This is a genomic window from Pseudomonas sp. THAF187a (genome assembly GCF_009363395.1).
Taxonomy (GTDB): Bacteria; Pseudomonadota; Gammaproteobacteria; order Pseudomonadales; family Pseudomonadaceae; genus Aquipseudomonas; species Aquipseudomonas khazarica.
Genome location: NZ_CP045349.1, coordinates 1,488,475 through 1,508,174, shown reverse-complemented (window position 1 = coordinate 1,508,174; position 19,700 = coordinate 1,488,475). Strand labels below are relative to the sequence as shown.

Here is a 19,700-nt window from a genome sequence, read left to right as displayed (position 1 = left end):
GGACTCTCCATGCGCCTGATCAACCGCCATCCGGACCGCAGCGGCCGCCTGCTGCTGATCCTGCTGCCCTTCGCCCTGCTGCTGTTCGTCTACTTCAGCACCTCGACCACACGCCTGGCCGAGAACCCCAACGACAAGCTGCTGCCCAGCGCCAGCCAGATGATCGATGCCGTCGACCGCCTGGCCTTCAGCGAAGACAAGCGCACGGGCAACTACCTGTTCTGGCAGGACAGCGCCTCCAGCCTCACCCGCCTCGCCATCGGCCTCGGCGTGGCGGCGCTGGCCGGACTGGTGCTGGGCATCGCCGCCGGCAGCGTGCCGCTGTTCGGCGCGCCGCTGTCGCCGATGCTCACGGTGCTGTCGATGATTCCCCCCCTGGCCATCCTGCCGATCCTCTTCATCGTCTTCGGCCTGGGCGAGCTGTCCAAGGTGATGCTGATCGCCATCGGCATCACCCCGTGCATCGCCCGCGACATCGAACAGCGTGCGCGGGAAATTCCAGCCGAACTGCTGATCAAGGCTCAGACCCTCGGCGCCAACTCCTGGACGCTGATCCTGCGCCTGGTGCTGCCGCAACTGATGCCGCGCCTGTTGATCTCGCTGCGCCTGATGCTCGGCTCGGCCTGGCTGTTCCTGATCGCCGCCGAGGCCATCGCCAGTACCGACGGCCTCGGCTACCGCATCTTTCTGGTCCGCCGCTACATGGCCATGGACGTGATCCTGCCGTACGTCGTCTGGATCACCCTGCTGGCCTGGCTGATGGACCTGGGCCTGCGCCAGGTGCTGCGTCTGTGCTTCCCCTGGCACGCAGGAGGCAAGGCATGACCCTGTTCAGCCAACACATCGTCCCGCTGAGTGAACCCGCCATGAGCGAACCCCGTACCGCCGCCAGCCCGTCGCCAGGCGCCTTCATCGAAGCGCGCCACCTGTGGCAGGAGTACGGCGACCAGGTGGTGCTGGAACGCCTCAACCTCAGGGTCGAAGAAGGCGAGTTCTGCACCCTGGTCGGTGCCTCCGGCTGCGGCAAATCCACCTTCCTGCGCATGCTGCTCGGCCAGGAACGCCCCAGTCGCGGCGAGCTCCTGCTCGGCGGTGCCCCGCTCCCCAACGAGCCGGACCCGAGCCGTGGCGTGGTCTTTCAGCGCTATTCGGTGTTCCCCCATCTGAGCGTGCTGGACAACGTCGCCCTGGGCCTGGAGCTGCCGCGCGCGCCCGTACTGGGGCGCCTGTTCGGCGCAGCCAAGCGCGAGGCCCGCGAGCGTGCCGCCAGCATCCTAGGCCGGGTCGGCCTCGGCCATGCCCTGGACAAATACCCCAGCGCGCTCTCGGGCGGCATGCAGCAGCGCCTGGCCATCGCCCAGGCGCTGGTGATGCAACCGCGCATGCTGCTGCTCGACGAACCGTTCGGTGCCCTCGACCCCGGTATTCGCAAGGACATGCACGCCCTGCTGCTGGAGCTGTGGCAGGAAACCCGCCTGACGGTGTTCATGGTCACCCACGACCTGTCGGAAGGCTTCAGCCTCGGCACCCGCCTGCTGGTATTCGACAAGGTGCGCCACGACCCGCAGGCCCCCAACGCCTATGGCGCGCGTATCACCTACGACATTCCGCTGAACGCCGCACGCCGCGCGCAGGCGCAGCTGCCCAGCGAAGTGGCCGAGCGTATTGCCGCACGCTGATCGTCCGCCCCGAGCACGTTGCCGATCAGTTCAACACCGTAGCCCGGATGAAGTCCGGGGATTCACCGGGACATCGCCCCGGATTGCATCCGGGCTACAACCGAGCACCATACGCTGATCGTCCGTAGGAGCCCGCTTGCGGGCGATCCATCGCTGGTACTGCAAATCGCCCGCAAGCGGGCTCCTACCCCAGGCACATTGCCGATCAGCTCATCACCGTAGCCCGGATGAAATCCGGGGATTCACCGGGACACCGCCCCGGATTGCATCCGGGCTACCCAGCCGAGCGCCATACGCTGATCGTCCGTAGGAGCCCGCTTGCGGGCGATCCGTCGCGGCTAAAGCCCCTCCCACGACTCGTGGCGGACTCCGCCCCGTGGGAGGCGCTTCAGCGGCGAGCTTTTCAGCACCGCATCACGCAGCACCGATGGCTAGCTCAACACCTCGAGATAACGCGCCAGCGTCTCCTGCTCCGTGGCGAACCACTGTTGCGCTTCGCTGCTGCTCGGCGTCGCGAGGTCGGCTTGCCAATCCGGCTCGAGGGTATCGACGATGAAGGTACGCACCCGCGCACGGCCATCCTGCGGATGGTGCAGGTACTGGCGGACGCGCCCCTGCACCGGTGGCTCGAAACCCTCCAGGGGCAGCACCTGGCCGACGCGCGCCGGCACGGTGGACAGTTGCACGCGGTACTCGCCCTGCGCATCGATGCTGGCCAGCGAGGTTTCGCAGTCGAGCAGCGCCGCCAGGGCCGCAGCGTCGCCACAGGCCTGCGCCACCCGCTCACGCAATAGCATGCTCGACGGCCGCGGCTCGAGCGCTCGCCCCTGCACCCAGCCAAGCTGCTCGCCGCAGACGATCAGGCCGCCCCCACGGCGCAACACCTGGCCGGTTTCGCCGTCGCATTCTTCCAGCAGGCGCAGGCCGATCAACGGCCCCCTGCCGGCCTGCAGGCGCCAATCTTCGACATAGGCGCCCGTGGTGCCGAACTCGATCATGCAGTTGCCGATGCGCTGCAGCCGCGCCGGCTCCGGCCAGCGGTTGTGCAACTGCAGCGAGACCCCGCCGCGCCAGCTGAGCATGCCACCCTCCCAGAGGCTGTCGGCCACCCAGCCTTCGTGATTGGCCAGCACGCGCAGCTCGGTGGCGTCATAGTCCTGCCAGGCGCGCCCCGGCAATGGCGGCCCCTCCGGCAGGCGCAGGTCGATGGTGAAGGTGCGGCTCTGCAACCAGTGCACCTGGGTGCGTTCATCGCTGCGGCCATCGGCGAAACTGATGGTGCGTCGGCGAAAGTGCCCGAGCATCCAGTCCGGCACGCCGCCCTCGACGCGCATCGGGTGGCGTGCCGCCAGTTCGAACAGGTTCATGCCGTCACCTCCCGGCGCCCCTGGCCGAAGCTGGACAGGCCCAGCGTGCCATCGGGGAGCTGCAGCGTGCCGTCTTCCAGACGCTCGCGCAGGTAACGAAAGGTCTGCGCGGTCTGTGCGAACAGGTGATCGCCGCAGCTCACCGGCTGGTACACCCGCTCACCCCGGGGCGCCAGGCCGGCAATCGGCGCGATGCGCGTCGGGTAGTCGCAGGCGCAGAACAGCGGGAAGGCGAAACGCTCCTCGCTGACCTTGCGCACGCGGTGCGAGGTGGCGACGAACTGGCCGTTGCTGAGCACCTCGAGCATGTCGCCGATGTTGATCACGAAGGCGTCCTCGATCAGCGGCACGTCGATCCACTGCCCGTCGCCGTTGAGCACCTGCAGCCCCTCGGCAGTCGGCAGCAGAATGGTGAAGCACTCGTAGTCGGTGTGCGCGCCGATGCCGGGGCGGTCCGCCACCGGGTCGGGGTCGAGCGGATAGTGGATCATGCGCAGCTGGCTGGTGGGGTGGCGGGTGATACCGACGAAGGTGTCCTCGGCCAGTCCCAACGCCAGGGCGAAACCGCGAAACAATGTGTCGCCCAGCGCCAGCGCGGCGCGGTAGTAGGCGCTCACCTCGCGCTTGAAGTCGGCCGAGTCCGGCCACTGGGTCGGCCCCAGCAGCGGGTAGACCTGCACCGCTTCGGTGTAGTCGTAATTGACGTCGTAGGCTTCCTTGAGGTCCTGGCTGCCACCGGCGAACTGCTCCTCGCCTTCCGGCACGTAGCCACTGTGGTTGCTCGACTGACCGATGTAGAAGCGCATCTTTTCCGCCAGCGGCCGGGCGAAGAAGCTGCGCGCCTGGCGGATCAGCCCCTGGCGCAGCTCGCGGGCAATACCGTGCCCGCTGATCTGCAGAAAGCCGACGTCGCGCGCGGCGCGGCCGAGCTCGTCGGCCACGCGCTGGCGCGCGGCCAGATCGGCACAATTGAGACCGGAGATATCGACAAGCGGAATGGACGTGAAATGGGTATGCGCCATGGCAAGCTCCCTTGAACAAGTGAGTTACCTGGTCGTCCAGACAAGCAGCGGAGTCGGGTCGTCCCGAAGGCGCCGGCGAGGCCGCCTCTGCAGCCAGGCTGGTAGCGATTTCCATGCCACCGCCACGGGACGCCGGGAAGCGTATTTCACGCGTCGCCCGCCCTCGAACGGTGCAGCGGACGCCGAAGCAGCCCCATCAGGCAGCACCGATGCCGCCCGGCCCGGCCGCCAACCCGTGGTTCACCGCGTTTGCCGACCTGGCACGCAATTCGCTACGACCTCAGCGTGCAGGTTCCAACCGGGATTTCCCGGAATCGCGGCACCACAATTTGCGAAATGGATGACTAGGGTTCCGATCCGCCCAGGCGGGTGACTGGTCCGAGAGTCATCGACCTCCGATGAGGTTACACGGCGGGATAAAAGCCCGGGAGAACGCGCCTTTCGAACGCTTCGAAACGTGCCGCGACTCCTGCCCGTACTCATCAAGACTGGAGGTTCCAATGCGCAAGTACCGTCTGCTCTCCTTCGCTGCCGCCGGCCTGGCCGCAGTACTCAGCTTCAGCGCCCACGCCGAGAAGAAAGACAGTTTCAGCGTCTGCTGGACGCTCTACGCCGGCTGGATGCCCTGGGGCTATGCCAGCACCTCCGGCATCATCGACAAATGGGCGAAGAAATACGGCATCGACATCGACGTCGTGCAGCTCAACGACTACGTCGAGTCCATCAACCAGTACAGCGTCGGCCAGTTCGACGGCTGCACCATGACCAACATGGACGCCCTGACCATTCCGGCCGCTGGCGGCGTCGACTCCACCGCCCTGTTGGTCGGCGACTACTCCAACGGCAACGACGGCCTGCTGATCAAGGGCGAAGGCAAGACCCTGGCCGACCTCAAGGGCATGCCGGTGAACCTGGTCGAGCTGTCGGTCTCCCACTACTTCCTCGCTCGCGCTCTGGAAAGCGCCGGCATGAGCGAGCGCGACGTGACGGTGGTGAACACCTCCGACGCCGACATCATCGCCGCCTACACCACGCCCGGCGTGGAGGCCGCCGCTACCTGGAACCCGATGCTGGCGGAAATTCTCGCCCAGCCGGGCAGCACCCAGGTCTTCGACTCGTCGAAGATTCCCGGCGAAATCCTCGACATGATGGTGGTCAACACCCAGACCCTGAAAGACAACCCGGACTTCGGCAAGGCCCTGACCGGCGCCTGGTTCGAGATTCTCGAACTGATGCAGGCCGGCACCGTCGAGAGCAGCGAAGCGCTGAGCGAAATGGCCAAGGCCTCCGGGACCGACCTCGCCGGCTACCAGTCGCAGCTGGCCACCACCAAGCTGTTCTACACGCCGCAGGAGACCCTGGACTTCATCACCAGCCCGGCGCTGCCGGAGACCATGACCAAGGTCGCCAGCTTCAGCTTCGAGCACGGCATCCTCGGTGAGGGCGCACGCAGCGCCGATGCCATCGGCATGACCTTCGCCGGCGGCGTCAGCACGGGCGACAGCGCCAACATCAAGCTGCGCTTCGACCCCAGCTACGTGCAGATGGCCGTCGACGGCAAGCTCTGACGCCATCCCATCGCAACGATGATCAGGCGCCCTCTGGCGCCTGACGCTCCGGCTTTGATTCCGAGGTTCCCATGCACACTGCCCTTACCCTGCGCCCGAGCCTGTACGAAGAGACCGTACCTGGCGGCGGGCATACCTCCTTCATCCTCAAGCGCGGGCAACTGCTGCGCATCACCGACATCGAGGGCGGCGCCAACGTCAGCCTGCTGCTGTTCAACGCCGGCGAAAAGAGCGAGCGCCTGAACCTGCCGGACACCCTCAAAGGCCAGCACACCGCCAAGCTCACCGCCGGCCATTGCCTGTACTCGGACATGGGCAGGGTGCTGGCCGCGATCACGGCCGATACCTGCGGCTGGCACGACAGTTTCGCCGGCGTGCTCAACGCCGCCGAGACGCTGGAGAAGTACGGCCAGGGTCGCTACCAGGAACTGCGCAACGGTTTCTTCCGCAACGGCATGGACAACCTGCTGGTGGAGATGGGCAAGTGGGACCTGAACCTGCAGGACCTGCTGATGAACCTCAACCTCTTCAGCCGCGTGGATGTCGACGCCGCCGGGGCCTTCCACTTCCAGCCCGGCAACAGCCAGGCCGGCGACTACATCGAACTGTACGCGCCGATGGACACCCTGGTGGTGCTCACCGCCCTGCAACACCCGATGGACCCGAACCCGCAGTACGCGCCCAAGCCCGTGCAGCTGAGCTGGAGCAAGGTCGCCAGCGACGGCATCAGCGTACTCTGCCGCACCTCGCGCCCGGAGAACGGTCGTGCCTTCCACAACACCGAACGCCAGTACATCTGAGGGTGCCGACATGAGCCTGACCGCAAGCAACCTGCATCCCGAAACCGCCGTCTACCGCCACACCATCCCGGCGGGCGAGCCCTACCTGTTCGAGGTCAGGGCCGGGCAGACCCTGCGCCTGCACGACCTGGAAGGCAACCAGGCGATCGACACCCTGTTCTTCGCCGCCGCCAACCCGCGTGAGCGCTTCGACCCGCAGCGCACCCTGCGCAAGCAGAACCGCGTCTACCTGAGCACCGGCACCGTGCTCTACTCCAACCTCGGCAACCCGCTGCTGACCATCACCGCCGATACCTGTGGGCGCCACGACACCCTCGGCGGAGCCTGCGCGCAGGAGAGCAACACCGTGCGCTACGCCCTGGACAAGCGCTACATGCACAGCTGCCGCGACAACTTCCTGCGCGCCAGCCTGCACGACGGCCGCCTGAGCAAGCGCGACATCGGCGCCAACATCAACTTCTTCATGAACGTGCCGGTCACGCCCGAAGGCGGCCTGACCTTCGAGGACGGCATCTCCGCGCCCGGCAAGTATGTCGAGATGAAGGCCGAGACCGATGTCATCGTGCTGATCTCCAACTGCCCGCAGCTGAACAACCCCTGCAACGGCTGGAACCCGACGCCCGCCGAAGTGCTGGTGTGGGATTGATTGATGCACTCCCCTCTCCCGCTTGCGGGAGAGGGGCCGGGGGAGAGGGTCATGTCATCAACCGCCCCTCTCCCCAGCCCTCTCCCATGAATGGGAGAGGGAGACAAGCCAGCCGGATTTTCCGCCACGGACGACCGTGGCGCATGACCAATGACGGCGGGACGGCCCGCCATGACCTTCGAGGGTCACCCATGTTCGAAAAACTGCTGATCGCCAACCGTGGCGCCATCGCCTGCCGCATCCTGCGCACCCTGCGTGAACTGCAGGTCGGCGGCGTGGCCGTGTACTCCGAAGCCGACGCGGCCAGCCTGCATATCCAGCAGGCCGACGAGGCCTTCTCCCTGGGTGAGGGGCCGGCGACGCAGACCTACCTGGTGGTCGACAGGATTCTCGCCATCGCCAGGGCCAGCGGCGCCACGGCGATCCACCCCGGCTACGGCTTTCTCTCCGAGAACGCCGCCTTTGCCGAAGCCTGCGACGCGGCCGGCATCGCCTTCGTCGGCCCGACGCCCGAGCAACTGCGCGTGTTCGGCCTCAAGCACACCGCCCGCGCGCTGGCCAGGCAACACGGCGTACCGATGCTCGAAGGCACCGAACTGCTGGAGAACGTGGCGGCGGCGCTGGCCGCTGGCGAACAGGTCGGCTACCCGGTGATGCTGAAAAGCACCGCCGGTGGAGGCGGCATCGGCATGCGCGTCTGCCGTTCGGCCGAGGAGCTGAGCGACGCCTTCGACGCCGTCAAACGCCTGGGGCAGAACAACTTCAGCGACAGCGGCGTGTTCATCGAAAAGTACATCCAGCGTGCCCGTCACCTGGAGGTGCAGGTGTTCGGCGATGGCCAGGGCGAGGTGATCGCCCTCGGCGTGCGCGACTGCTCGGTGCAGCGCCGCAATCAGAAGGTGCTGGAAGAAACTCCGGCGCCGAACCTGCCCGCCGGCATGGCCGATGCACTCTGCGCGGCAGCGATCAAGCTGGCCAAGGCGGTCGACTACCGCAGCGCCGGCACCGTGGAGTTCGTCTATGACAGCGAGGCGCAGCGCTTCTACTTCCTCGAAGTGAACACTCGCCTGCAGGTCGAGCACGGCGTCACCGAACAGGTCTGGGGCGTCGACCTGGTGCGCTGGATGATCGAACTGGCCGCCGGTGACCTGCCGCCACTGAGCGAACTGGCCGGCGGGCTGCGCCCCAGTGGGCATGCCATCCAGGCACGCCTGTATGCCGAGGATCCGGGCCGGGACTTCCAGCCCAGCCCCGGTCTGCTCACCGCCGTGGCCTTCCCGCCCGCCGATGGCAAGGCGCTGCGCATCGACACCTGGGTCGAAGCCGGCTGCGAGATTCCGCCCTATTTCGACCCGATGATCGCCAAGCTGATCGCCTGGGCCCCGACCCGCGCACAGGCCAGTGCCGCGCTGGACCAGGCCCTGGCGGATTCCGTGCTCTACGGCGTGGAATGCAACCGCGACTACCTGCGCCAGATTCTGGCCGACGCCCCCTTCGCCAGCGGCTCACCCTGGACACGCTGCCTGGAAGGCCTGGTCTACCAGGCCAGCACCTTCGACGTGCTCAGCGCCGGCACCCAGACCAGCGTGCAGGACTACCCCGGCCGCCTCGGCTACTGGGCCGTGGGGGTGCCGCCCTCCGGGCCGATGGACGACCGTGCCCTGCGCCTGGGCAACCGCCTGCTCGGCAACGACACCGCAGCAGCCGGCCTGGAAATCACCATGAGCGGCCCGACCCTGCGCTTCAATTGCGATGCCGTGGTGGCCGTCACCGGCGCCGATATCCCGCTGAGCGTCGACGGCGCCGCGCAACCGATGAACACGGCCCTGCTGATCCACGCCGGCAGCACCCTGGCCCTCGGCACTATCGCAGGCAGTGGCGCGCGCAGCTACCTGAGCGTTCGCGGCGGCATCCAGGTGCCGGACTACCTGGGCAGCAAGAGCACCTTCACCCTCGGCCAGTTCGGCGGCCACGGCGGCCGTGCCCTGCGCGCCGGCGACGTCCTGCACATCCTGACGCTGAACGAACGCAGCGCAGGCGCACGACTGCCTGCCGAGCTCTGCCCGGCCCTGCCAGCGCTGCGCGAACTGCGGGTGATCTACGGCCCCCACGGCGCGCCGGAATACTTCACGCCAGCCTATGTCGACAGCTTCCTCGCCACCGACTGGGAAGTGCACTTCAACTCCAGCCGCACCGGCGTGCGCCTGATCGGGCCGAAGCCCGAATGGGTGCGCGACAGCGGCGGCGAGGCCGGCCTGCACCCGTCGAACATCCACGACAACCCCTATGCCATCGGTGCGGTGGACTTCACCGGCGACATGCCGGTGATCCTAGGCCCGGACGGTCCCAGCCTGGGCGGCTTCGTCTGCCTGGTGACCATCATCGAGGCCGACCTCTGGCAGCTCGGCCAGCTCAAGGCCGGCGACAAGGTGCGCTTCGTGCCGGTGGAGATCGCCACGGCACGGGAGCTTGCCAAAGCCAGTGCAATCGAGTGCACCACACTCCGTAGGAGCGGCTTCAGCCGCGATATAGCTGGCACACCAATCGCGGATAAATCCGCTCCTACAAGCTCCCCTATCGTGCTCGACCTAGGCGAAGCCGACACCCGCCTGGTCGCGCGCCTGTCCGGCGACACCCACCTGCTGCTGGAGATCGGCCAGCCGGAGCTCGACCTGGTCCTGCGTTTCCGTGGCCACGCGCTGATGCAGGCACTGGAGGCCAAGCGCCTCGACGGCGTGATCGACCTCACCCCGGGCATCCGCTCGCTGCAGCTGCACTACCAGCCGGAAACCCTGCCCCTGCAGACGTTGCTCGACATCGTCGCCGGCGAATGGGACGCGGTCTGCGCCGCGCGCGATCTGCAGGTGCCGTCGCGCATCGTCCACCTGCCGCTGTCCTGGGACGACCCGGCCTGCCAGCTGGCCATCGAGAAATACATGACCACCGTGCGCAAGGACGCCCCCTGGTGCCCGAGCAACCTGGAGTTCATCCGCCGCATCAACGACCTGCCGAACCTCGACGAGGTGTATCGCACCGTATTCGACGCCAGCTACCTGGTCATGGGCCTGGGCGACGTCTACCTGGGGGCCCCCGTGGCCACGCCGCTCGATCCACGTCATCGCCTGGTCACCACCAAGTACAACCCGGCACGCACCTGGACGGCGGAGAATTCGGTGGGCATCGGCGGCGCCTACATGTGCGTGTACGGCATGGAAGGCCCCGGCGGCTACCAGTTCGTCGGCCGTACCCTGCAGATGTGGAACCGCTACCGCGAGGTCGCGGCCTTCGACGGCAAGCCCTGGCTGCTGCGCTTCTTCGACCAGATCCGCTTCTACCCGGTATCGGCCTCCGAGCTGCTGCGCATCCGCCGCGACTTTCCGCTCGGCCGCTTCGACCTGCGCATCGAGCACAGCGAACTGGCGCTGGCCGACTACCAGCAGTTCCTCGCGGATGAGGCCGATGGCATCGCCGCCTTCCGCCACCAGCAGCGTGCAGCCTTCGACGCCGAGCGGCAGCGCTGGATCGACAGTGGCCAGGCGCATTTCGAGGTCGAGGAAGCCGCACCGGAGCAGGCGGAAGACGCTCCGCTCGGCGTCGGTCAGCACGCCATCGAAAGCCACGTGGCCGGCAACCTCTGGCAGGTGCAGGTCAGCGAAGGCGCACAGGTTCAGGCAGGTGACGTGCTGGTGATTCTCGAATCGATGAAGATGGAGATCCCGCTGACCGCCCCCATGGCCGGCACCGTGCGCGAAGTGCGCGTGCAACCGGGCTCGCCGGTGCGCGCCGGGCAGCGCGTGGTGGTCCTGGACGAAGCCTGAGATTCGCCGCTGAAGCCCCTCCCACAGCCCCCTGTGGGAGGACTTCCACCACAACCGCCGACCCCGTCCCGTAGGAGCGGCTTCAACCGCGATTCCTCTGCAAACCCGCCCACACGAATACCCGTGGAAGAAGCTCCAGCCAAAACCTCCCGCCCCATCCCGTAGGAGCGGCTTCAGCCACGATTCCTCCGCAGCCCCGCCCACACGAATACCCGCGGAAGAAGCTCCAGCCACAACCACTCGCCCCCTCCCGTAGGAGCGGCTTCAGCCGCGATTCTTCTGCAAACCCACCCACACGAATACCCGTGGAAGGAGCTCCAGCCCCAACCTCCCGCCTCACCCGTAGGAGGGGCTTCAGCCGCGACCGCCTCCTGGCAATCAACACCGTCATCTCCACCGCCATCGCATCCACTCTCGCAGCCCCGCCCCGAACGCGATCCAGAAGCGAAATGCCCGCAACTTCCAGATTTCACCCACACCACACAACGCTCATCGCCACCGATCACAACTGGCGCTCCCCCTACCCGGCAAGCTAGCATCACGCCATCAGATTGCCCCGGGTTACCCATGTCACTGCCTCCCACACGGCACACGCAAGCCTCGTTGGTGTTGTTGCTCCTGTTCCTGCTCGGCAGCGGTTTTCTCACCACTTCGCTGCTGAGCTACTACGCCTCGCGCGACTCGATTCGCGACAGCATCATCAACACCGAGCTGCCGCTGACCTCCGACACCGTCTACTCGGAGATCCAGAAGGACCTGGTGCGCCCTATCCTCATCTCCTCGATGATGGCCCGCGACACCTTCCTGCGTGACTGGGTACTGGCCGGCGAACAGGACACCGCACAGATGACGCGCTACCTGCGCGAAGTCCAGGAACACTATGGCGCCTTCACCAGCTTCTTCGTCTCCGACAGGAGCAGCACCTACTACCAGTCCAAGGGGGTGCTCAAACGGGTCAAACCGGATGAACCACGCGACGTCTGGTACTACCGCGTGCGCATGCAGCCGGAGCCCTACGAGATCAATGTCGACGTCGACATGGCCAACGCCGACCGCCTGACCATCTTCATCAACTACAAGGTGGTCGACTACGACGGCAACTTCATCGGGGCCACGGGCGTCGGCCTGGCCGTCGATGCGGTGGTCAAACTGATCGACGACTACCAGCAACGCTACGAGCGCAGCGTCTACTTCGTCGACACCACCGGACGCATCACCCTTACCGGTGCGCAGGGCGGGCCGCAGGGGACGAAGGTCGGTGACTCGCTGGCCGACATCCCCGGCCTGAGCGACATGTTGGAGAAGCTGCCCAGTCCGCAGAGCGGCCGCTTCGAGTATCAGGAGCATGGCCGCGAGCACTTCCTCAACGTGCGCTACATTCCCGAGCTGGAGTGGTACCTGTTCGTCGACAAGCACGACAAGGCCCTGGCCGGCATCCGCCAGGGGCTCTACATCAACCTGCTGCTGTGCCTGCTGGTCACCGCCATCGTGCTGACACTGGTGAGCCTGGCGATCCGCCGTTACCAGCAGCGTATCGCCGCCCTGGCCACCACCGATGTGCTCACCGAGCTGCCCAACCGCCGCGGCTTCGACATCCTCGCCGAGCAGGCCCTGCAGGAAGCCCTGCGCGAGCAGAGCCCGCTCTGCGCGGTGCTGCTCGACCTCGACAACTTCAAGCTGATCAACGACGAGCATGGCCACCTCGCTGGCGACGAAGTCCTGCAGCGTTTCGCCCGGCAACTGCGCGACAAGCTGCGCCAGTCCGACATCCTCTGCCGCTGGGGTGGCGAGGAGTTCATCCTGCTGCTGAAGAACACCGACCGCCAGGCCGCCCATGACCTGGCCGAAAAACTGCGCCAGCAATGCGCGGAACAGCGCTACGCCATTGCCGACCAGACGCTGCAGGTCACCGCCAGCCTCGGTCTCAGCCAATGGCAACCGGGCGAGAGCCTGCATAGCCTGCTCGGTCGCACCGACCGCGCGCTGTACCGCGCCAAGCAATCCGGGCGCGACCGCGTCTGCGTCGAACAGTGATGGATACCCAGCGCTGTCCGCTGTGCGGCAAGGCCAATCGTTGCAGCATCGCCGCGGGGCGCAGCGACGAACCCTGCTGGTGCTTCGGGGCGCAGATCGATCCCGCCGCACTCGAACGCCTGACGCCCGAGCAGCGCGACATGGCCTGCCTGTGCCCGGCCTGCGCCGGCGCAGTGGATGCCGCACAACGCGCTGAACGGGACTGAGCCATGCGCCTGGACCGTTTCCTCAGCAACTTCCCGCGCTTCAGCCGCCAGGACAGCCGCCTGCTGGTCAGCGCCGGACGAGTGCGGGTGGATGGCGCAGTGGTGCGCGACCCGCGTAGCGAAGTCCGTGACTTCCAGCGCGTGGAACTGGACGACGAACTGCTGCAAGCGGGCCGCAGCGCGCGCTACTGGATGCTGCACAAACCGGTCGGCGTGGTCAGCGCGACCGAGCACGAGGAACACCGTACCGTGCTCGACCTGCTCGACGAGCCGGACAAGCACGACCTGCACCTGGCCGGCCGCCTCGACCTGGGCACCAGCGGCCTGCTGCTGATCACCAACGATGGCCGCTGGTCACGCCGCATCACCCAGCCGCAGCAGCGCAAGCCGAAGGTCTACCACGTCACCACCGAACAGCCGATCACCGACGAATACGCCGAGGTCTTCGCCCGCGGGCTGTACTTCGCCTTCGAAGACCTCACCACCCTGCCCGCCCAGCTCGAACTGCTGGACAGCCACCGCGCCCGCCTGACCCTGTTCGAGGGGCGCTACCATCAGGTCAAGCGCATGTTCGGTCACTTTCGCAATCGCGTCGTCGCATTGCACCGCGAAAGCATGGGCGAGATCGTCCTCGATCCGCAGCTCGCCCCCGGCCAGTACCGCGCCCTCACCGCCACGGAAATCGCCAGCGTCTGATTGCAGCGCAGTGTCGAAACCTGACTAGCCGACCAACGGTGCCCACAATGGGCGATAAAGATGTGACTCGCCCTTGCATGGCTGCAAGGTAGCTGCTTGAATCGAGCCATAAGTCTTTAGATGACCAGCTGGTCACGACAAGACAAGCTCGTGTTCTTACAGTTGCTGACGCTCTGCGCCGACTGGATTCCTGCCTGGTAACACCGCCCTCTCCCGACCGTGAAACGGTCTGGAGCGCTCGTCTGTTTCGATCCTAACTGCTTGAAATTCCTATACTTATAAAAATCTCTTGCCTGACATGAAGCTGTCACGCTCAGGCGCTTTTCTGACTGCTCAATCAAATGCGAACGGCCACCCGCTCGCCTTGACCCATTTGCGCCAGGAGGAAACGACATGAGGCCAGAAACCGCAGTCGTCGAGATCAACAGGAAGCATAAGGTTCACACGGAGTTCTACGGCAATCCGGCAGCAAGCAAGACCATCATCCTGGTCAATGGCTCTCTGGCGACCACGGCCTCGTTCGCGCAAACGGTCAAATACCTGCAGCCCCAGTTCAACGTGGTGGCCTTCGATCTGCCCTACGCCGGGCAGTCGAAGCCGCACAACAGCGACTTCACGCCGATCAGCAAGGAGGACGAGGCCACCATCCTGCTCAAGCTGATCGACCACTACGGCGCCCAGTACCTGATGTCCTTCTCCTGGGGCGGCGTCGCCTCCATGCTCGCCCTGGCCCAGCGCCCTGCCACGCTGGAGAAGGCCGCCATCTGCTCCTTCTCGCCGATCCTCAACGTGCCGATGCTCGACTACCTGCACAAGGGCCTGCGCTTTCTCAATGCCGTGGACCGCGACAACATCGCCCTGCTGGTCAACAGCACCATCGGCAAGCACCTGCCGTCGCTGTTCAAGCGCTTCAACCACAAGCACGTCAGCACCCTGGACGAACACGAGTACCGGCAGATGTACGCACACATCAAGCAGGTGCTGAATATGGAAGCGCACTGCAGCATGGAGTGCCTGCAGGCCATCGACATCCCGCTGCTGTTCGTCAACGGCGACCGCGACGAATACACCTCGGTGGAAGATGCCTGCCTGTTCGCACAGCACATCGACAACGCCCAGTTCGCGGTGATCGACGATGCCGGGCACTTCCTCGACATGGAGCACAAGGCTGCCTGGCTGCAGACCCAGCGCGTATTGCTGGACTTCTTCAACGCCCCCAGCAAACGCCTGCAACTGCCGGCCAAAGGCGACCTGCGCGACCTCCAGGCCATCGCGGTATGACGGCCCGCAAGCGCGGAGCGGCTGCATCTGTCGCAACGCTTCGCGCTTCATTTCTGTGCCGAGTTCCGGTATAAAGGCACCCGCTGCGGGTGTCGTATAATGGTAATACCCTAGCTTCCCAAGCTAGAGCCGTGGGTTCGATTCCCATCACCCGCTCCAGACAGCCAAGAAAAGCCCCGTCATCACTGACGGGGCTTTTTCGTTTTCGGCGTTTGGCAGACTTGACCCCAATGATTCAGGCTAGGAAAAATGTCTGCCTGACGGCCAACCAGAAAATGAATCGCCTCTTCCCTTCTCCTCGAGCGATAGCCGACGTACAGGTGAGGAGCCACCTTCAATGGCCGGCTAGCGGGAGGAGCACGACGGAGATCGGCCAAACTAGATCAGGCGACGACGACGCTAACCGAAGAATGGGTTAGCCCTCGCGGGATAACGGCCATTCTTCTTTTGGCAACTTTCAGCCGAGGGCTGCATGCGCAAGCGATTAGTAAAACTTTCTTTCACAGTCCTGCTATTTGTTGGAGTGCTAGGACTATACCTTGCCTTTTATGGCCCTTTCAAAATAAGCCTCACAGGGTTTGTCATTGCAAGCATGATTACCGCGATCATTGTTTATTTTGACGTCACTCTCAGAGGCAACACTTATAACATCCACGACCGGCTGAGCGCTCCAAACTTAATTATTTGCACTATCCTTTACTTCACACTTTCAGGATGGGTATTGGTCAGAGCAGGACATGAATTAATCAGCGAACGCCAAATTAACACAGGACTTTTCAGCACATCTGTAAGAGGCGGCTACAAAGCAAAGCTCTGTAGACAAGGTATTACTATTCGCGAACCAGTTGAATTCTCAGGATTACAGCTTTGTTTATCACATCAAGTTTTCTCAAACGCTATACACGATGCTGAGGTTGATCGCCTGACGCGTCTACGGCGGATTGTCTTTGGCCTTGACGTCTCGCTACTCGGGAAAAAAATATTCTTACCAACAAAAGTAAAAAATGGGGCGTGAGGATGGTGCACAGCAGGTCGACCACAGCAGCCTGGTCAACTATGAGCTAATCGATAGTTAACCCACTCCATAAGGGATCGCGCCCCAAAAAGCAGCTAAACACGGGGATGCCCGAGCAAAATTAAACCCTGTGCGAGCAAAGCAGTTCAAATAGTAACGTCTGAATTAAGCCAACCTACTAAGCGGGCCTGGCTTGAATGAATTGCTAGCCCCCAGTCAGTAGCGTTTGAAATCGAACGCGTACTCTTTCCGCCATGTGCCGTCCTGGCGGTTGAACGCAATAAGAATATTTTCCATCTCTTCTATTGTCTCAGGTGGATTGATAATTACGGCATCTACTCGGTCGTAGCGATCCCTGTACATTGCGGAAAGACCATGCTCAGGATCAAGGCTGCCACCGACCTCCATTGAGATACCCGGTGAAGTGACGACAACAACCTGATGAAATCCATTGATCCAATCAACGCTTCGCAGTACTGATTGAATGGCATCATTGGAGATTGTGGGGTACGAAACGACGGGGTCATCTCCGAAGTTCGAGATGACATGAATACCTACCTTTGACTCAGCAGGGTCTGATTGCCAAGAGTTAGTCTGGGCAGGGGAACTGATTGGCAGGAGCATTGTAAAGAGACTGGTTAGAAATCGTTTCATAGTAGGGCCTAACATTTAATTAAAGAGCTGTTTTAGTCGGTTCCGAGCGAGCGACTTGAAGCATTTGCTATGCGTGCTGTGCAAGCATTTTCCTGGCTTCATTTTGCACGGACTCATAGCTTGGATACTCAGACTGCATTCTGGACACATGCTGCCATTGCTTGATTGCACGGCCTTTTTTACCTGACTTAAAAAGTGCTTTTGCTAAGAATAGGCGGGCATCACCTTCGCAATAGTGAGGTTTCAGTGAAATTCCTTTTTCTAAAGCTTCAATGGATTGCTTCCAATGGCCGCATTTTTGAAGGCAAACTCCAAATGCGATGAAGTGCCGAGGGTCGTTAGATTTCTTAATTATTTCTTTGTAAGTCGAAATTGCCGTTTTATGTTCGCCTCTGGACTCTAGCTCCATAGCTTTTTTGTAAAGTTCTTCGCTATCCATAGTGACTCGCATAACAAGTAAGCTAACGAACTGCCAAAAGCACAGCCTTTGTACGCCCAGCGGACGAAGTGAGCGACGTTGAGCGCATTATTAGGAACCTTGCTCGCAGAACTTCTTGAAGCCGGCAAGCCTGGCCTTGACTATTCTTTTGAAATAAACACTTGCCACATATTCTGAGAGTATGGGTATTGCCCATTTCTTGGTTTTGATTGAGTAGCGAAACTTTACTTTTGTTGAGCTGACGGTAATGGGCTTGAAAACCCAGCTACCACCGAAGCTTTTGATGAACGCTGGGCCTTTGGTCATGACTATGGCTGCCGTTGTAGGTGGGGCAACCTGAACAAACTCAACCTCCATTGTTAAGCCGGATTTAGCGACTATGAGTGACTTAACCCCGATGCCTACCTCGGTTGCATTACCCAGAAGTTCTATCTTCTCAGGAAAGGGATCCCACTGATACCTAACTGAATAGTCCTGAGATGCAGCATAGACAGCCGCTGAGGGGGCGTTGATGATCAGTTCGTACTCGACCAGGGCCATAACAGTGTCTAGCGCCTAAGTAAGGGGGGACGAAGTATACAGTGAGCGACTGGAGCAATCCGCCATGCTTTACTGGCAGTTTGGAAAAAAGGGGACAGATTTATTTTTAGACCAGTGGCACTGTACCATAAATAAATCTGCCCCCTTTTCCTGAGCTAATACGTGGAATTACACATCGAACGGCCACTTATTAAGCCTATCAAGATAACTCCGACTGACTAATTCCCAGTGCATTAGCGTCGTCATGAAGCTTGTACTTTCACTTGACCATTCAGGCAACCCCAAAACTCACCACCAAACAGAAACCATAGTTCCTTATTTGTTCTTTCAGAATTTTGAGCCTCAACCCTGAAGACCAATTGTAAGCTATCCACTATTGGGAAGGGGCTTTTTTTTGCGACAACTGGCTCAATGGCTACTACCTTATAACTGTTTTCTAGTAACCACTTTCTAATATGGTTAGGCCCTCGACTATACATGCAAAAGGCCCAGGCTAAGCCCGGAATTATATATAGCACGCCAAAAGACATGAGCATCACGCAACCCTGCGCGTCATGGCCAAACTGACTAGCTACAATTGTACTTGCCGCTATTATCGAACACCTAATTAAGTTCTTCATTTTATGCCAGACGCATCGGAGAAAAGGGGACAGATTTATTTTTAGACCAGTGGCGCTGTACCATAAATAAATCTGTCCCCTTTTCCTGGTCGCCGTGCAGCCGATTGTTAGGGCTTGGCTGGCCAACGATGCAACCCCCATTTTAATTCACCGTTCTCTACTCTACGACCACCACACCTAGGATAACCTGGGGGAACACATGCGATATTCTGCATTGAAGCCTGAATCTCAAAGCGACCAAAGATACCTTTTAGCTTATTATGCTCAGGGTTTAGTTCGAAAAGAGAGAAATAGATCAGCTCGCCAAGCGATTTGCATAGCCACTCTTCAACTTCCTCATCTTCACCCAAAGGAGTAGTAAAGGTTATGGATTCTGCCATTTCTTTAAGGCTGGCGTACTGTCTTATAGACCAACTACAGAACTCAAGAATATCGTCTGCATAGCATTGGTCAATAACATAATCCATATCTTCTTTAGAAATGGACTCCTCTTCTTCGTCTGAAATTTGATCGTATAAAAATTTAGCCGCTAGGCTTCCAAGCTTATGAACAACAAGACCGGGGTGTTCACCACTACCGCCACCAAGAATAAGATTATTTGGAGTAGCACTAAAGTCATAGTCACCCCATTTATTTCCCTCAATAACTTGGAGTGAGCGATAAATAGGAAGATATCCTAATGATCCAATATATTCGTGATCGTAAGAATCAATATAACTCATAAGCTTCCAACTTTGATGGCCCTAACGATTAAGCTAACGGGCGGCCAAAAGCGCAGCTTCTGGACGTCCGGCGAACGGAGTGAGCGACAGTTGAGCGCATTGTTATACGCCAGTTCGACGCTGCGCTTTTTCATTGGTTTCTAGCCGCTTTCCGCCTTTGTATGAAGCATATGAGCCGTAGAAGAAAGCAAGGCCCAGTACTGCAAAAATAGTGACGCCATAATTGCTTCCAGTGATGACCGGTGCAATGCCAATGATTAAAAACACCAGGCCGCATATGAAGTTAAAGATTGCGCCATTTTTGTATGTGTTACTTATTTTCTTAATGCTTTGCTTTGATAGGGATAGGTATTCTTCAAGGTCAGTGACGGCTTGCTCGCATGAATTTTTACATGCGCAGATTCCGTTCACTAGGGAAAGGCAATCACGGCATATTGCCTTGTAGCAATTCTTACAAGTTGCTACGGCCTGAATTTCATGGTTGTGGCACTGCATGATTGCTCCTTACGTATAACGCCTAGTAGAAAAAAGGGGACAGATTTATTTTTAGACCAGTGGCGCTGTACCATAAATAAATCCGTCCCCCTTTCCTG

At 61.5% G+C, this 19,700-nt stretch carries 18 protein-coding genes, 1 tRNA gene and 1 riboswitch; of the genes, 12 read left to right on the top strand and 7 right to left on the bottom strand.

Annotation, left to right across the window (positions count from 1 at the left end):
* Window positions 1-9: 9 nt before the first annotated feature.
* Together FIV02_RS06965 and FIV02_RS06960 are read left to right on the top strand one after the other, a co-directional pair.
* Window positions 10-825: an ABC transporter permease gene (locus FIV02_RS06965; RefSeq protein WP_152488208.1), complete on the top strand. Its 816-nt coding sequence runs from the start codon at window positions 10-12 to the stop codon at window positions 823-825.
* A gap of 41 nt (window positions 826-866) precedes the next feature.
* Window positions 867-1,679: an ABC transporter ATP-binding protein gene (locus FIV02_RS06960; RefSeq protein ID WP_152490094.1), complete on the top strand. Its 813-nt coding sequence runs from the start codon at window positions 867-869 to the stop codon at window positions 1,677-1,679.
* Between the two features lie 431 nt (window positions 1,680-2,110).
* On the opposite strand, the gene FIV02_RS06955 is transcribed toward FIV02_RS06960, so the two are convergent.
* Together FIV02_RS06955 and FIV02_RS06950 are read right to left on the bottom strand one after the other, a co-directional pair.
* Window positions 2,111-3,046, bottom strand: a complete 936-nt coding sequence (locus tag FIV02_RS06955; protein WP_152488207.1) for a hypothetical protein — start codon at window positions 3,044-3,046, stop codon at window positions 2,111-2,113.
* Entirely contained in the window at window positions 3,043-4,068 is a 1,026-nt protein-coding gene (locus FIV02_RS06950) for an isopenicillin N synthase family oxygenase (RefSeq protein WP_152488206.1), read from the bottom strand. The genes FIV02_RS06955 and FIV02_RS06950 overlap by 4 nt, the downstream gene beginning before the upstream one ends.
* 333 nt (window positions 4,069-4,401) lie before the next feature.
* A riboswitch (guanidine-I (ykkC/yxkD leader) is annotated at window positions 4,402-4,501 on the top strand.
* A gap of 67 nt (window positions 4,502-4,568) precedes the next feature.
* Between FIV02_RS06950 and FIV02_RS06945 the strand changes: the two genes are divergently transcribed.
* The 10 genes from FIV02_RS06945 (at window position 4,569) to FIV02_RS06900 (ending at window position 16,132) form a co-directional block, all read left to right on the top strand.
* Window positions 4,569-5,636 (top strand): putative urea ABC transporter substrate-binding protein, encoded by a 1,068-nt coding sequence (locus FIV02_RS06945; protein WP_152488205.1) that lies wholly within the window; start codon window positions 4,569-4,571, stop codon window positions 5,634-5,636.
* Between the two features lie 71 nt (window positions 5,637-5,707).
* The gene (locus tag FIV02_RS06940; protein ID WP_150608656.1) at window positions 5,708-6,436 is read left to right on the top strand and encodes an urea amidolyase associated protein UAAP1; all 729 of its coding nucleotides are present in this window, start codon (window positions 5,708-5,710) and stop codon (window positions 6,434-6,436) included.
* A 10-nt stretch (window positions 6,437-6,446) separates the two neighbouring features.
* Entirely contained in the window at window positions 6,447-7,082 is a 636-nt protein-coding gene (locus FIV02_RS06935; RefSeq protein ID WP_152488204.1) for an urea amidolyase associated protein UAAP2, read from the top strand.
* Window positions 7,083-7,273: 191 nt separating this feature from the next.
* The gene (gene uca / locus FIV02_RS06930; RefSeq protein WP_152488203.1) at window positions 7,274-10,900 is read left to right on the top strand and encodes an urea carboxylase; all 3,627 of its coding nucleotides are present in this window, start codon (window positions 7,274-7,276) and stop codon (window positions 10,898-10,900) included.
* Between the two features lie 567 nt (window positions 10,901-11,467).
* Complete coding sequence (locus FIV02_RS06925; RefSeq protein WP_152488202.1) at window positions 11,468-12,934, top strand: sensor domain-containing diguanylate cyclase; 1,467 nt, start codon at window positions 11,468-11,470, stop codon at window positions 12,932-12,934.
* Complete coding sequence (locus FIV02_RS06920) at window positions 12,934-13,140, top strand: cysteine-rich CWC family protein (protein ID WP_152488201.1); 207 nt, start codon at window positions 12,934-12,936, stop codon at window positions 13,138-13,140. The genes FIV02_RS06925 and FIV02_RS06920 overlap by 1 nt, the downstream gene beginning before the upstream one ends.
* Window positions 13,141-13,143: 3 nt before the next feature.
* On the top strand, window positions 13,144-13,836 hold the full coding sequence (locus tag FIV02_RS06915; RefSeq protein ID WP_152488200.1) for a pseudouridine synthase: 693 nt from the start codon (window positions 13,144-13,146) through the stop codon (window positions 13,834-13,836).
* Between the two features lie 393 nt (window positions 13,837-14,229).
* Window positions 14,230-15,117 carry an alpha/beta fold hydrolase gene (locus FIV02_RS06910; protein WP_152488199.1) on the top strand — a complete coding sequence of 296 codons (888 nt, stop codon included), beginning with the start codon at window positions 14,230-14,232 and terminating at the stop codon, window positions 15,115-15,117.
* 85 nt (window positions 15,118-15,202) lie between these two features.
* Window positions 15,203-15,276 (top strand) — tRNA-Gly (locus tag FIV02_RS06905).
* Window positions 15,277-15,589: 313 nt separating this feature from the next.
* Entirely contained in the window at window positions 15,590-16,132 is a 543-nt protein-coding gene (locus tag FIV02_RS06900; RefSeq protein ID WP_152488198.1) for a hypothetical protein, read from the top strand.
* Between the two features lie 216 nt (window positions 16,133-16,348).
* Here the strand turns inward: FIV02_RS06900 and FIV02_RS06895 are convergent, their stop codons facing one another.
* The 5 genes from FIV02_RS06895 to FIV02_RS06875 all read right to left on the bottom strand — a co-directional run bounded on the left by FIV02_RS06895 (window position 16,349) and on the right by FIV02_RS06875 (window position 19,602).
* Window positions 16,349-16,756, bottom strand: a complete 408-nt coding sequence (locus FIV02_RS06895) for a hypothetical protein (RefSeq protein ID WP_152488197.1) — start codon at window positions 16,754-16,756, stop codon at window positions 16,349-16,351.
* A gap of 97 nt (window positions 16,757-16,853) precedes the next feature.
* A complete protein-coding gene (locus FIV02_RS06890) occupies window positions 16,854-17,225 on the bottom strand; it encodes a M48 family metallopeptidase (RefSeq protein ID WP_152488196.1) in 372 nt (123 codons plus the stop codon).
* 90 nt (window positions 17,226-17,315) lie between these two features.
* Window positions 17,316-17,765 (bottom strand): SRPBCC family protein, encoded by a 450-nt coding sequence (locus FIV02_RS06885; protein ID WP_152488195.1) that lies wholly within the window; start codon window positions 17,763-17,765, stop codon window positions 17,316-17,318.
* A gap of 727 nt (window positions 17,766-18,492) precedes the next feature.
* Window positions 18,493-19,107 (bottom strand): hypothetical protein, encoded by a 615-nt coding sequence (locus FIV02_RS06880; protein ID WP_152488194.1) that lies wholly within the window; start codon window positions 19,105-19,107, stop codon window positions 18,493-18,495.
* Between the two features lie 102 nt (window positions 19,108-19,209).
* On the bottom strand, window positions 19,210-19,602 hold the full coding sequence (locus tag FIV02_RS06875) for a hypothetical protein (RefSeq protein ID WP_152488193.1): 393 nt from the start codon (window positions 19,600-19,602) through the stop codon (window positions 19,210-19,212).
* Between the last annotated feature and the right edge of the window lie 98 nt (window positions 19,603-19,700).

What these genes read in the sequence shown, in the direction of transcription:
- FIV02_RS06965 (WP_152488208.1), top strand. Translation starts at nt 10, where the DNA reads ATGCGCCTGATCAACCGCCATCCGGACCGCAGCGGCCGCCTGCTGCTG.
- FIV02_RS06960 (WP_152490094.1), top strand. Translation starts at nt 867, where the DNA reads ATGAGCGAACCCCGTACCGCCGCCAGCCCGTCGCCAGGCGCCTTCATC.
- FIV02_RS06955 (WP_152488207.1), bottom strand. Translation starts at nt 3,046, where the DNA reads ATGAACCTGTTCGAACTGGCGGCACGCCACCCGATGCGCGTCGAGGGC.
- FIV02_RS06950 (WP_152488206.1), bottom strand. Translation starts at nt 4,068, where the DNA reads ATGGCGCATACCCATTTCACGTCCATTCCGCTTGTCGATATCTCCGGT.
- FIV02_RS06945 (WP_152488205.1), top strand. Translation starts at nt 4,569, where the DNA reads ATGCGCAAGTACCGTCTGCTCTCCTTCGCTGCCGCCGGCCTGGCCGCA.
- FIV02_RS06940 (WP_150608656.1), top strand. Translation starts at nt 5,708, where the DNA reads ATGCACACTGCCCTTACCCTGCGCCCGAGCCTGTACGAAGAGACCGTA.
- FIV02_RS06935 (WP_152488204.1), top strand. Translation starts at nt 6,447, where the DNA reads ATGAGCCTGACCGCAAGCAACCTGCATCCCGAAACCGCCGTCTACCGC.
- uca (WP_152488203.1), top strand. Translation starts at nt 7,274, where the DNA reads ATGTTCGAAAAACTGCTGATCGCCAACCGTGGCGCCATCGCCTGCCGC.
- FIV02_RS06925 (WP_152488202.1), top strand. Translation starts at nt 11,468, where the DNA reads ATGTCACTGCCTCCCACACGGCACACGCAAGCCTCGTTGGTGTTGTTG.
- FIV02_RS06920 (WP_152488201.1), top strand. Translation starts at nt 12,934, where the DNA reads ATGGATACCCAGCGCTGTCCGCTGTGCGGCAAGGCCAATCGTTGCAGC.
- FIV02_RS06915 (WP_152488200.1), top strand. Translation starts at nt 13,144, where the DNA reads ATGCGCCTGGACCGTTTCCTCAGCAACTTCCCGCGCTTCAGCCGCCAG.
- FIV02_RS06910 (WP_152488199.1), top strand. Translation starts at nt 14,230, where the DNA reads ATGAGGCCAGAAACCGCAGTCGTCGAGATCAACAGGAAGCATAAGGTT.
- FIV02_RS06900 (WP_152488198.1), top strand. Translation starts at nt 15,590, where the DNA reads ATGCGCAAGCGATTAGTAAAACTTTCTTTCACAGTCCTGCTATTTGTT.
- FIV02_RS06895 (WP_152488197.1), bottom strand. Translation starts at nt 16,756, where the DNA reads ATGCTCCTGCCAATCAGTTCCCCTGCCCAGACTAACTCTTGGCAATCA.
- FIV02_RS06890 (WP_152488196.1), bottom strand. Translation starts at nt 17,225, where the DNA reads ATGGATAGCGAAGAACTTTACAAAAAAGCTATGGAGCTAGAGTCCAGA.
- FIV02_RS06885 (WP_152488195.1), bottom strand. Translation starts at nt 17,765, where the DNA reads ATGGCCCTGGTCGAGTACGAACTGATCATCAACGCCCCCTCAGCGGCT.
- FIV02_RS06880 (WP_152488194.1), bottom strand. Translation starts at nt 19,107, where the DNA reads ATGAGTTATATTGATTCTTACGATCACGAATATATTGGATCATTAGGA.
- FIV02_RS06875 (WP_152488193.1), bottom strand. Translation starts at nt 19,602, where the DNA reads ATGCAGTGCCACAACCATGAAATTCAGGCCGTAGCAACTTGTAAGAAT.